Here is a 12,868-nt window from a genome sequence, read left to right on the forward strand (position 1 = left end):
CAACTAGCCCGTTGAACATCGTAATTTAGAAGGGTGTTAATTTCGAAAAAACCCTTGATTTTAATAGATTTGTGAACTTAGATTATATAGAATATGAGCGCAACAAAAACATTATTTGACAAAGTGTGGGATTCCCACGTAGTACATAAAATACAAGATGGTCCAGATGTACTGTTCATTGACAGACACATGGTACATGAGGTAACCAGTCCTGTTGCTTTCCTTGGCATTAAGAATAGAAATATTCCTGTAATGCATCCGGAGAAAACTTTTGCAACGGCTGACCATAATACGCCTACAATAAACCAACATTTGCCGGTTGCCGATCCACTTTCTGCGAACCAATTAAAAATGTTAGAGGAAAATGCTAATGAATATGGTATTTCTTATTGGGGATTAGGTCACGCAAAAAATGGTATTGTACACGTTGTTGGTCCTGAATACGGTATTACACAACCTGGTGCTACTATAGTATGTGGGGATTCACACACCTCTACACATGGTGCATTTGGTGCTATTGCCTTTGGTATTGGAACATCTGAAGTTGAAATGGTATTGGCTACGCAATGTATTATGCAGCCTAAACCAAAGAGAATGCGTATCAATATCAACGGGAAAATGAGTAAAGGTGTTACTCCTAAAGATGTTGCCTTATTCATTATCTCTCAATTAACTACTTCTGGTGCTACTGGATACTTTGTAGAATATGCAGGTGAAATTTTCAGGGACATGAGTATGGAAGGTCGTATGACCGTGTGTAACCTGAGTATTGAAATGGGTGCCCGTGGTGGTATGATCGCGCCAGATGAAAAAACGTTTGAATATATAAAAGGTCGTGAGTTTACACCAAAAGGTGCCGACTGGGATAAGGCAATGGCTTATTGGGAAACATTGTATACCGATGAAGATGCCATTTTCGATAAAGAATTGACTTTTGACGGTTCGTTAATAGAACCAATGATTACCTACGGTACCAACCCGGGTATGGGAATGGGAATATCAAATGATATACCTATGGCAAATGCCGTTCAAGGTGGTGCATCTACATATCAGAAATCATTGAAATATATGGATTTCAATGAAGGTGAAAGTATGATGGGCAAGCCTATTGACTTTGTTTTCCTTGGAAGTTGTACCAATGGTCGTATAGAAGATTTCCGTGCTTTTGCATCAATAGTAAAAGGAAAGAAAAAAGCCGATAATGTAACTGCATGGTTGGTTCCTGGATCTCACAAAGTAGAAACTGCCATTAAAGAAGAAGGCATATTGGATATTTTAACTGAAGCCGGTTTTGAACTTCGTGAGCCTGGTTGTTCTGCTTGTTTAGCAATGAACGATGATAAGATACCTGCTGGTAAACTGGCCGTAAGTACATCTAACAGAAACTTTGAAGGAAGACAAGGTCCTGGATCAAGAACTTTGTTGGCTAGTCCTTTAGTTGCTGCTGCGGCTGCCGTAACCGGAAAAGTAACAGACCCAAGGGAATTAATGACAGAGTTAGTATAACAATTTTGTCCTTAACTATTAGCCTAAGGCTTTTAGTGAAAAAACAATGATAATAATACAGGCCAATGGTCATTAACCAGAGGCAAAAAGCTATAAAAAATGGCATACGATAAATTCAATATATTGACATCAACGGCAGTACCGTTGCCAATTGAAAATGTAGATACCGATCAAATTATACCGGCAAGATTCTTAAAAGCAACAGAGCGTGTAGGTTTCGGTGATAATCTTTTTAGAGACTGGAGATACAATCAGGACAATACCCTGAAAGAAGATTTTGTTTTAAACCAAGATAAATTCAGCGGAAAAATTTTAGTAGGTGGAAAAAACTTTGGTTCTGGTTCATCCCGTGAGCACGCTGCATGGGCAGTTTATGATTACGGATTTAGATGTGTAGTTTCTAGTTTCTTTGCAGATATTTTCAGAAACAACTGTTTAAACATCGGTGTTTTACCCGTACAGGTAAGCGCAGAGTTTTTACAGAAAATTTTTGATGCCGTGGAGGCAGACCCTTCTGCAGAATTGGAAATTAATCTTCCTGAGCAAAAAATAACATTGTTGGCTACAGGTGAAAGTGAATCTTTTGACATCAATGATTACAAGAAAAACAATATGTTGAACGGTTTTGATGATATTGATTACTTATTGAACATCAAAAAGGATATTGAGACATTTGCGGAAAACACTCCGTTATAAACTCAATTTTCACAGTACCAACATCATTTACGTTAACTAACCATTTGCCGTTTCCTAATATTAGATGAAATGGCAATTAGATCACATGAAAAAAAGAAAGTTAGAAATAATGGATACCACCCTTAGGGATGGTGAACAGACCTCAGGCGTATCCTTTTCTGCATCGGAAAAATTGACCTTGGCGAAATTACTTTTAGAAGAGCTAAAAGTAGACCGTATTGAAGTAGCTTCGGCACGAGTTTCCGATGGTGAGCTTGAAGCTGTTCAAAAAATTACCGAATGGGCCGCTGAAAATGGTTTTTTAGAACGTGTAGAGGTTCTAACTTTTGTGGACGGTGGAGTTTCTTTGGATTGGATGAAAACTTCTGGTGCCGTTTCACAAAATTTGTTGACCAAGGGCTCTCTTAACCATTTAAAATATCAGTTAAAGAAAACTCCGGAGCAACACTTCAATGAAATAGCAGCTATTTTTGAACAAGCCACAGAAAGAGGCATTATCAATAATATTTACTTAGAGGATTGGAGTAATGGAATGCGAAATTCAAAAGAGTATGTTTTTGAATTTTTAGAATTCCTTTCAACACAAAATGTAAAAAGGATTTTATTACCAGATACATTAGGTATTCTTACGCACACAGAAACCTATGCCTATTTAACTGAAATCATTCAAAAATTTCCGAATTTACATTTTGATTTTCATGGGCATAACGATTACGATCTAGGTGTTGCCAATATTATGGAAGCAGTAAAAGCCGGTTGCCATGGTCTTCACCTAACCGTAAACGGTATGGGAGAACGCGCTGGCAATGCTCCAATGGCAAGTGCCATTGCGGTAATCAATGACTTTTTACCAGAAGTGGAAATTAATGTAAATGAAACCTCTTTATATAAAGTAAGTAAACTGGTATCTGCTTTTACAGGTTTTACCATACCAGCGAACAAACCTATAGTAGGCGATAATGTATTTACCCAAACCGCTGGTATTCATGCAGATGGTGACAGTAAAAACAATCTCTACTTCAGTGACTTAATGCCAGAACGTTTTGGTAGAAAGCGCAAATATGCATTAGGAAAAATGTCTGGCAAAGCCAACATACAGAAAAACCTGCAGGAGCTTGGATTAACCCTAAATAATGAAGAATTAAAAAAGGTTACTGCCAGAATTATAGAATTAGGAGACAAGAAAGAACGCGTAACTAAAGATGACCTTCCTTTTATAATATCGGATGTTTTAGATACTGCAGATTATAAGCAAAAGGTTTTTATAAAATCTTACGTACTTACACACGCCAAGGGATTAATGCCTTCTACTACCCTATCTGTTGAAATCGATGGAAAAGTAATTGAAGCACATGCTCAAGGAGACGGACAGTATGATGCCTTTATGAATGCCCTTAAAAAGGTGTACATTGCTAAAAAAATTGCCTTACCTAAACTAACGGATTATGCGGTAAGAATTCCTCCTGGTAGTACTTCTGATGCATTATGCGAAACAGTAATTACTTGGGAATTGAACGGAAAAGAATTCACATCAAGAGGATTGGATTCAGACCAAACGGTTAGTGCCATTAAAGCTACCGAGAAAATGTTGAATATAATATAGCGCAAAGTGCTTGACGCTGTTCGTTAAGCGCTAAATGCCAAAAATGAGAGATTATAAAAAATATACAATTTGGGAATTAGGTCATGAAATTACTTTAGAAACGTATAAATTGACAAAGAACTTCCCAAACGATGAAAATTTTGGATTAACAAGTCAAATGAGAAGAGCTTCTTCATCCATACCAGCAAATATAGCTGAAGGGTGCGGAAGGGAATCTGATGCTGAATTCAAAAGATTTTTAATTATGGCTCAAGGCTCTGCAAGTGAATTAGAGTATTTTACAATATTAGCAAAAGACCTTGACTATATTATGAATAAAGAGTTTTTAAGCATTCATGATAAAGTAAACAAAGTAAGAAGAAGTTTAAATAGTTTAATTAATAAGATATAATTATAAATAGCCTAAACTATATACGATTTAAGTATAACGTTTAGCGTACAGCGAAAAGCGAAAAAGCGATTAACCATGAAATTAAATATTGCCTTATTGGCCGGTGATGGTATCGGTCCTGAAGTTATTGATCAAGCAGTAAAGGTATGTGATGCCATTGCTAAAAAATATGAGCACCATATCACTTGGCAGCCAGCGCTTACCGGTGCGGCAGCTATTGATGCCGTTGGGGAACCTTACCCAGACGAAACACATGAAATTTGTGCAAATGCAGATGCTGTTTTATTCGGTGCTATAGGTCATCCCCGTTTTGATAATGACCCGTCAGCAAAAGTTCGTCCAGAACAGGGATTGTTGAAAATGAGACAAAAATTAGGCTTATTTGCTAACGTTAGACCAACATTTACATTTCCTTCATTGATAGACAAATCTCCTTTGAAAAGAGATCGTATAGAAGGAACGGATTTAATTATTCTAAGAGAATTAACAGGAGGGGTTTATTTTGGGGAACGTGGTAGAAAAGATGATGGAAATACCGCATTTGACACCATGACCTACCAACGTTTTGAAATAGAAAGATTAGCTAAAAAAGGCTTTGAATTTGCTATGAAACGTTCTAAAAAATTATGTTGCGTAGATAAGGCCAACGTATTGGAATCATCTAGACTTTGGAGAGAGACCGTACAGGCCATGGAAAAAGATTATCCGGAAGTAGAGGTTACATATGAGTTTATAGATGCCGTAGCAATGCGTTTAATTCAGTGGCCAAAAGGATATGATGTAATCATTACAGCAAACCTATTTGGTGATATTCTAACAGACGAAGCATCTGTAATTGCAGGATCTATGGGACTAATGCCTTCTTCATCTGTAGGTAGTGATGTTTCTTTATACGAGCCTATACATGGTTCTTATCCGCAAGCGGCAGGTAAGGACATTGCAAACCCTTTAGCAACTGTACTTTCTGCAGCCATGCTTTTTGAAGATTTAGATTTAACTGAAGAAGCTGAAGAAATTAGACGAGTAGTTAATAAGTCATTGGCCGAAGGTTATGTTACAGAGGATTTAGCCGAAGGTGGCAAAAGCTATAAAACAAGTGAAGTTGGAGATTGGTTGGCTAGCAATATTTAAGTTATATATTTAAAAAGGAAAACCCCTTTAATCAATGATTAAAGGGGTTTTTTATATCTATACTTACAGTATGTTTAAATACTCGTAGCTATTGCAATTTCTTGTTCGTAAATACTTTTAACTATTGCCCGTAAATCCGGGATTACGGTTTTTACCAATTTTGATGGTCCGTTGATCAATACACAGATTCCTAAATCAGATTCAGGAAAAAGTGCAATTTCATTTCTATAGTTGTTTACACTCCCGCCATGATGCCAAATGGTTTCTTCTGCCCCACTTTCATTCTCTTTTAAAGTATGAATTCTCCAACCAAAACCGTACGATGATTTTACATGACCAGGCCACTTTTGATAATATTTACGATGACCTTTTAATTCTATAAATGGTTTAAAAGCCGGTGCCATTTCATCTTTTGACATCACTTCTGGATTATGTCCCAATAAAAATCGCATCCACTTGGCCATATCCAATGAATTTGCGTTTATACCACCTGCAGCAATTGCGTTGTAATAATTGTCCCTAGGCAATACCTGTTTCCACCCATTACGCCTCTTAATATGAGGCAATGCAATATTATCTGTATTCATTAAAGACTCATGATCCATAGAAACCGAACTCATACCAAGAGGTTCAAAAAATCTATCGGTCAATAAGGCCTTTATATCTTTTCCTGTGGCTTTCAGCATTACTTCCTGTGAAACAGAAAACATGGCATTCTGATAACTGTATTGTATACCAGGTTCACTGATAGGATCCACACTATTGAATTTTTCACTTATAGAGGACATAGATAACCCAGCCTCAACCAAATCTGTATAACTATGATATGGCGTACCCGATGTATGCGAAAGAAGATGTGAAAGTTTTATACGCTCTGTATTCTGTTGACTACCAAAATGAAAATTGGGCAAATAACTTGAGACTTTATCTTCTAAACGCAGCTTACCATCACTCTCCAAACGTGCAGCCAATATACCGGTAAACCCCTTAGATATTGATCCTAGTCTAAACAATGTTTCTGCATTTACCGACTCTTTACCATTATAACTTCTTTTTCCGTATCCATCAGAAAGAATTACAGAATCGCCATTTACAATACTTACACCTGCTCCTACAATATCGCCAGATTTTATAGCCTTATCAAAATATTCCGATAATGCTTTGTTCAAAGCTTTCTGCCGTATATTATACAGTTTGATTTCCCTTTTCTCCGCAAGCGTTTTAACAGGGTTAGGATTTGCAATAATTGCCTCTGAATGTTCAGGCTTAAAAGATGAAGCCGTTAGAACAAAAAGTAAGAGAACCATAATTATGGTTCCAAAGAATAGTTTGGTACGTGACACAGCATTGTAGGTTTAGACCCTTATAACGTGTTAAAATGCATAAAATTACCGATGAACTGCACAAAACGAAAAATTTAACATCAAAAGGTATTGATTACAAGCATTTTGATATAACCATAAACCAAACAGAAGAACAAAAAAAGCAACCTTGAACAAGGTTGCTTTTTACTATTTTATTACAATAATTAATTAACAGCCCATAGCCATTTTTCTATATTTACTTTCCTTTCTTTTTCTTACGATTAAAATACCTACAGCTATTGCAACACCAGAAAAAGCAAGTATAGCACCCACTAAGCTAGAATACACAATACCGTACCCAAAGGCAATTGGTAAGCCAGCCAAATACGCTCCAGATGCATTACCCATATTAAAAGCACTTTGGTTCATAGAAGAACCTAGCATTTCTGAACCCTTAGAGGTATTTATTATAGCCATTTGAATAGGCGTTGCCACAGTAAATGATATTGCTCCAATAACAAAAGTAAGTACCATTAACAGATAAGGGTTGGTCGCTACCATCATATTCAATAACAAAATACCACACATTACCGATAGACTAATTATAACCGCTTTTAGAGGAGAAAACCACTCTGCCATTTTAGCCCCTAAAAAATTTCCTGCAACCATACCCAAACCGGCCAACATCATAGCGTAACCAACAAAATGATTTGGCAGACCTGCTACATCCGTAATTAAAGGAGCAACATAACTGTACCATGCAAAAAATCCGCCCGTACCTATAGTGGTCAGCGCAATCAATGCCCATAGTTCGCTATTTTTTAAACCTTGGGACACCGTAACCTTTTCTTCCCGCTCATCAACCTTAATTTGCGGCATCCATAAATAAATACTGCCAAGTGCCAATAAACCAACAAGACCCACTAAGTAAAAAGAAACACTCCAACTAAATTGCTGACCTAAATACGTACCAATTGGCACTCCTATTACATTGGCTACGGTTAAGCCAGAGAACATAATGGAAATAGCCTGAGCACCTTTTCCTTTTTTAGCAAGCTTAGTGGCCACTACCGCACCAATACCAAAAAAGGCACCATGTGGTATTCCTGATAAAAATCTTAAAAATAACAAACTGGTATACCCAGTTGCCAAACCAGACAGGGTGTTAAAAACCGTAAACCAAATCATTAACAAGAATAACATTTTTTTAGGACTAAGCTTAGACCCAAAACCTGTCAACAACGGCGCGCCCACAACTACCCCTAAAGCATAAGCAGCAATAAAATGCCCTGCCTGTGGAATTGTTATTCCTAAAGAACCAGATACTTCCGTTAAAATTCCCATGATAACGAACTCGGTAAGCCCTATTCCAAAACCTCCTATAGCTAAAGCAAATAATGCTTTTTTATTTGTTTTTAATTTTTCCATAATTCAAACTTTAAATCTATCTGCATCAATCTATATAATACAAGCAATTAAAAAGGCAAAGTTAGAACGCATATGTCGGTTTCAACTCAAATTAATTACCATATTTCTGTGAAAAATTAACCCCACGTAATTCCTCACAATTATAAATTCACCCAATTCAGTACAGAAAATCTACAATTGAGAAAACCATTTTGTTCAAACCATTACGAACAATTCATATTTGTGGCATCAATCAAAAAATACAATCAATAATGAAGACGCTACTAATTGCTTTACTTACACTACTCTACGTGAATACATACGCGCAATCAACCATTTCCGGTAAGATAACTGACCAACAAGGCTTACCAATTATTGGGGCAAATGTATATTTAAAAGGAACGTATGATGGTACTGCAACCAATGATCAAGGGGTATTTTCCTTTGAAACCGATGCTACCGGAATACATACTTTAATTGCTTCATCCATTTCATTTGAAACCTATTCAAAATCAGACGGAATCACTCATTTTCAAAATATCACCATCAAATTAAGAGACGATGTAAACACATTGGATGCCGTTACCGTTAACGCCGGTACATTTAATGCAGGCGACAATGCAAAGGTTACCGCTTTAAAACCACTTGATATTGTAACCACAGCAGGAGCCTTAGGAGACTTTGTAGGCGCATTACAGACATTACCCGGTACTTCTAATGTTGCCGAGGATGGCAGATTATTCGTTAGAGGTGGCGATGCAGAGGAAACTCAAATATTCGTTGATGGCATGCGAGTGTTTACTCCGTATTCCCCTTCAGCAAACAATATACCCACAAGAGGGAGATTATCTCCATTTTTGTTTAAGGGAATCACTTTTTCGACGGGAGGATACTCGGCAGAATACGGTCAGGCATTATCTAGTGTTTTATTATTGAATAGCGTTAATGAACCGAAAGAAGAAAAAACCGACATCTCCATTATGAGCGTTGGTCTTGGGCTTGGAAATACACAAATATGGGATAAAAGTTCGCTAAGCGTCAATGCCAATTATATAAATCTTGCACCGTATCAGGAATTATATCCAGATAACAATGAATGGCATAAACCTGTAGCATCTTTTGGAGGCGAAGCAGTATACAGATATAAATTCAATAATGACGGACTTCTAAAAGTATATGGTGCCTACAGCGCTGTTGACTTTGACTTAACACAAGAAGACATCAATGAAGTTAATGGTGTTAGATTTGGGTTGAACAATAACAACCTTTATCTAAATACTTCTTATCAAGATTTTATGGAAAAGGATTGGAGTATTTCAACAGGAATAAGCTTTGCTAGCGATCAAACGAAATTAAAGTTAGACACAGCAGATATTACGGACACCGAAAATTCTGCCCATTTTAAATTAGCACTGAAGAAATACTTTTCCAGTAGATACAAATTAAACTTTGGTGCTGAATATTTTATAACCGACTTCAAAGAAGATTACAGTGCGAATACTATTGAAAATGAATACAAATTTAACAACAACCTTTTAGGCGGCTTTGCCGAGGCAGATATTTTCTTCTCAAAAAATCTAGCGACAAAAGTGGGTCTTAGAGGTGAATATTCACAATTATTACAAGAATTTAATCTATCTCCAAGACTCTCTCTAGCCTATAAAGCTGGGCAAAATGCACAATTTTCTCTAGCATACGGAGAGTTCTTTCAAAACCCTAGAAATGAGTACTTAAAGTTCAATACCGATTTTACGGCTGAAAAAACCACACATTATATTGCCAACTATCAATTTGTAAAAAACAAACAGATTTTTAGAGCCGAAGCATATTATAAAGACTATAATAATTTAGTCAAATACAATACAGCTTTTACACTGCCCACTTCTACCTTCAATAATACTGGCGATGGTTTTGCAAAAGGATTGGACATTTTTTGGAGAGACAACAAAACATTAAAAAATACAGAATATTGGATGTCTTATTCTTATTTAGATACAAAAAGAAATTATCAAAATTACCCAACCAAAGCTACACCAGATTTTGCTAGCAAGCATAATGCATCATTAGTGGTAAAACGATGGGTTGAAGATTGGAAAAGTCAGATTGGATTCAGCTACAACTATGCATCCGGTCGTAGTTATACAGACCCAAACACAGGCCGTTTTTTAACGGAACAAGCCAAAAGTTTCAACTCACTAAACTTCAACTACGCCTATTTGATAAGTCCGCAGAAAATATTGTACTTATCCGTTAGTAATGTACTGGGTACAAAAAACATAAATGGTTACCAATATGCGGATCAGCCAAATACTGATGGTATATTCAACCGAAGAACAATTACACCCGCCGCAGACCGCTTCTTTTTCATAGGTTTCTTCTGGACAATCAGTAAAAATAAAAATGACAACCAGCTAGACAACCTTTAATACTTACAAATCCATACCCATAACCTACAACTGGGTCATCTATTTTATTAATAGCATTTAAATAGAAAGATATTTGAAAACAATAAATAACATATAAAAATTATACCATGAGAACCTTACTACTAGTTATCACCTTTATTTTCACAATGAACATTACCGCACAAACGTCATACGAAAAAGGTATGAACCAAGCTTTTGCTTTATGGGACCAACAAAAAAATACCGAAGCATCTCAACTTTTTGAAAGAATTTCAGCTGCAGAAACTGATAATTGGTTACCACCATATTATGTAGGTTTAATTGAAATTGTAAGCAGTTTTGGATTAAAAGATGAAACAGAATTGAATGCAAAACTTACTAGGGCTAAAGAATTTTTAGATACAGCATCGGCAATTTCAGAGAACAATCCAGAAATTATGATATCCTATGCGCTCTTAAATACAGCATATATAGCTTTTGACGGTGCTAAGTATGGCATGACCTTGTCTGGAGAGAATGCAGCAATTTATCAAAAAGCTTTAAGTATTGCACCAAACAATCCCAGAGTGGTCTTAAGCAAAACCGAATGGGACATGGGCGCAGCTAGGTTCTTTGGCAAATCAACAGTTCCATTTTGTAAAGATATTGAACGTGCCATCACATTATTTGAAGCAGAAGAACAAACCATACCTTACTACCCATATTCTGGTTTAGAAAGAGCAAAAGCGATTTCCACAGAATGCAAAAAAGAAACCTCTCCTAAAAATTAGGAGAGGTTTTCCTTAAAATAAATCATTTAAGGCAACTTATAAGATATAGTCTGTACTCACAAAATTGGACAGTTTAGCCTCTAATAAATTTTCAATAATATCGGTATTTAATTCGTTATCCTTAAATGCAACGAATGTTCTTATTGAAAATGAGCGTAAGGCATCATGCACACTTAAAGTTGCCTGGGCCGAGTCTTTTCTTCCGGTAAACGGATAAACATCTGGTCCCCTTTGGCAAGAGCTGTTCAAGTTGACACGACATACCAAGTTCACCAAGGTATCTATCAGCGGTGAAAGTGCATACACATCTTTACCGAACAAGCTTACTTGTTGACCGTAATTACTTTCTGCCATGTCATCTAAAGGTTCTTCAATATCCGAAAAAGGTACTATAGGAATAATAGGACCAAATTGCTCTTCTTGATATACACGCATTTCTTTGGTCACAGGATATAGCACCGCTGGCCAAATGTAATTATCAAAATGTTGACCGCCTTTTTTATTAATGATCTTAGCACCTTTAGAAAGCGCATCATCAATAAGTCCTTGTATGTAAGCTGCTTTATCAGGTTCAGGTAAGGGAGTAAGTTTGACACCATCTTCCCAAGGATTTCCGAACTTTAGCTCGTCTACTTTCTTTGCAAAGTTTTTATTGAAATCTGCCCTGATATCTTCATGAACATAAACCACTTTTAAAGCGGTACAACGCTGCCCATTAAAAGACAATGTACCGGCCAAGCATTCATTAATGGTTAGGTCCAAATCAGCGTCAGGTAATATAATAGCAGGATTTTTTGCTTCTAACCCAAGAACTAATCGTAATCTATTACTTTTTGGATGCTGATCTTGTAAAGCATTGGCAGATTTACTATTACCAATTAATGCTAACACATCTACCTTACCGGTTTGCATAATGGGCGCGGCAACCGTTCTACCACGACCGAACAATACATTTACTACTCCTTTAGGAAAGCTTGTTTGAAAAGCCTCTAAAAGTGGTGTTATCAACAGAACACCGTGTTTAGCAGGTTTAAAAATGGTGGTATTGCCCATTATAATTGCAGGAATCAGCAATGCAAATGTTTCGTTCAATGGATAGTTATAAGGTCCCAAACATAAAACAACCCCTAAAGGTCCTCTCTTAATATGGGCATACACGCCATCATGCTTTGTAAACTTTGCTGCGTCTCTATCTAACTGCTTATAATCTTCAATGGTATCTTCAATATACTCTACCGTTCTATCAAACTCTTTTTGAGAATCCGGCAATGACTTTCCAATTTCCCACATTAAAAGTTTTACTACCTCTTGTCTTTTCGTTTTCATCTTTGAAACGAAAACCTCCATACATTCAATACGATCTTTTACATGCATGGTCGGCCAAACCCCTTGACCTTTGTCATACGCCTTTAAAGCTCCGTCTAAAGCTTCGAGCGCTTCCGCTTCTTGCAGGTCTGGAATACTGCCCAATAATGTTGGCTTATATTCTTTAGTTGAAGAGATAGTAGAGTATACATTTGTTGTATCTCCTTTCCATTCTTTTAGTTCTCCGTTGACCAAATATTGTTTTTGATCTATAGTTGATGTAATTTGAAATTCTTCTGGAATTTTAATATCGCTCATTTCATTTTATATTTTGTACTATGATTGATAAA

Annotated in this window: 10 protein-coding genes; 7 read left to right on the top strand and 3 right to left on the bottom strand. The window is 36.6% G+C overall.

The features are described from left to right. The first annotated feature begins 93 nt into the window (after nt 1–93). The 5 genes from leuC (at nt 94) to leuB (ending at nt 5,327) form a co-directional block, all read left to right on the top strand. A complete protein-coding gene (leuC, locus tag B2Z27_RS19510; protein WP_286814925.1) occupies nt 94–1,506 on the top strand; it encodes a 3-isopropylmalate dehydratase large subunit in 1,413 nt (470 codons plus the stop codon). A gap of 99 nt (nt 1,507–1,605) precedes the next feature. Continuing rightward, on the top strand, nt 1,606–2,202 hold the full coding sequence (gene leuD / locus B2Z27_RS19515; protein WP_058105861.1) for a 3-isopropylmalate dehydratase small subunit: 597 nt from the start codon (nt 1,606–1,608) through the stop codon (nt 2,200–2,202). Between the two features lie 85 nt (nt 2,203–2,287). Further along, nucleotides 2,288–3,805: an alpha-isopropylmalate synthase regulatory domain-containing protein gene (locus tag B2Z27_RS19520; RefSeq protein WP_071342620.1), complete on the top strand. Its 1,518-nt coding sequence runs from the start codon at nt 2,288–2,290 to the stop codon at nt 3,803–3,805. A 43-nt stretch (nt 3,806–3,848) separates the two neighbouring features. Continuing rightward, on the top strand, nt 3,849–4,196 hold the full coding sequence (locus tag B2Z27_RS19525) for a four helix bundle protein (protein ID WP_286814926.1): 348 nt from the start codon (nt 3,849–3,851) through the stop codon (nt 4,194–4,196). A 75-nt stretch (nt 4,197–4,271) separates the two neighbouring features. Further along, entirely contained in the window at nt 4,272–5,327 is a 1,056-nt protein-coding gene (gene leuB, locus B2Z27_RS19530; RefSeq protein WP_286814927.1) for a 3-isopropylmalate dehydrogenase, read from the top strand. Nucleotides 5,328–5,401: 74 nt separating this feature from the next. Here leuB and B2Z27_RS19535 read toward each other — a convergent pair whose 3' ends face one another. Next, entirely contained in the window at nt 5,402–6,670 is a 1,269-nt protein-coding gene (locus B2Z27_RS19535; protein WP_286814928.1) for a serine hydrolase domain-containing protein, read from the bottom strand. Between the two features lie 189 nt (nt 6,671–6,859). Beyond that, nucleotides 6,860–8,059 (bottom strand): MFS transporter, encoded by a 1,200-nt coding sequence (locus B2Z27_RS19540; protein WP_074673518.1) that lies wholly within the window; start codon nt 8,057–8,059, stop codon nt 6,860–6,862. Between the two features lie 251 nt (nt 8,060–8,310). Here B2Z27_RS19540 and B2Z27_RS19545 point away from each other — a divergent pair, with 251 nt between their 5' ends. Both B2Z27_RS19545 and B2Z27_RS19550 read left to right on the top strand, forming a co-directional pair. Next, nucleotides 8,311–10,464 (top strand): TonB-dependent receptor, encoded by a 2,154-nt coding sequence (locus tag B2Z27_RS19545; protein WP_286814929.1) that lies wholly within the window; start codon nt 8,311–8,313, stop codon nt 10,462–10,464. A gap of 107 nt (nt 10,465–10,571) precedes the next feature. Further along, on the top strand, nt 10,572–11,213 hold the full coding sequence (locus B2Z27_RS19550) for a tetratricopeptide repeat protein (RefSeq protein WP_286814930.1): 642 nt from the start codon (nt 10,572–10,574) through the stop codon (nt 11,211–11,213). A 36-nt stretch (nt 11,214–11,249) separates the two neighbouring features. Here B2Z27_RS19550 and B2Z27_RS19555 read toward each other — a convergent pair whose 3' ends face one another. Then, the gene (locus tag B2Z27_RS19555) at nt 11,250–12,836 is read right to left on the bottom strand and encodes an NADP-dependent glyceraldehyde-3-phosphate dehydrogenase (protein WP_286814931.1); all 1,587 of its coding nucleotides are present in this window, start codon (nt 12,834–12,836) and stop codon (nt 11,250–11,252) included. Between the last annotated feature and the right edge of the window lie 32 nt (nt 12,837–12,868).

Source organism: Maribacter sp. UBA3344 (assembly GCF_002362375.1).
Classification (GTDB): domain Bacteria; phylum Bacteroidota; class Bacteroidia; order Flavobacteriales; family Flavobacteriaceae; genus Maribacter; species Maribacter dokdonensis.

Coding starts and splice junctions, on each gene's coding strand:
- B2Z27_RS19545 (WP_286814929.1), top strand. CDS start 8,311: ATGAAGACGCTACTAATTGCTTTACTTACACTACTCTACGTGAATACA.
- B2Z27_RS19555 (WP_286814931.1), bottom strand. CDS start 12,836: ATGAGCGATATTAAAATTCCAGAAGAATTTCAAATTACATCAACTATA.
- leuB (WP_286814927.1), top strand. CDS start 4,272: ATGAAATTAAATATTGCCTTATTGGCCGGTGATGGTATCGGTCCTGAA.
- B2Z27_RS19550 (WP_286814930.1), top strand. CDS start 10,572: ATGAGAACCTTACTACTAGTTATCACCTTTATTTTCACAATGAACATT.
- leuD (WP_058105861.1), top strand. CDS start 1,606: ATGGCATACGATAAATTCAATATATTGACATCAACGGCAGTACCGTTG.
- B2Z27_RS19520 (WP_071342620.1), top strand. CDS start 2,288: ATGAAAAAAAGAAAGTTAGAAATAATGGATACCACCCTTAGGGATGGT.
- leuC (WP_286814925.1), top strand. CDS start 94: ATGAGCGCAACAAAAACATTATTTGACAAAGTGTGGGATTCCCACGTA.
- B2Z27_RS19525 (WP_286814926.1), top strand. CDS start 3,849: ATGAGAGATTATAAAAAATATACAATTTGGGAATTAGGTCATGAAATT.
- B2Z27_RS19540 (WP_074673518.1), bottom strand. CDS start 8,059: ATGGAAAAATTAAAAACAAATAAAAAAGCATTATTTGCTTTAGCTATA.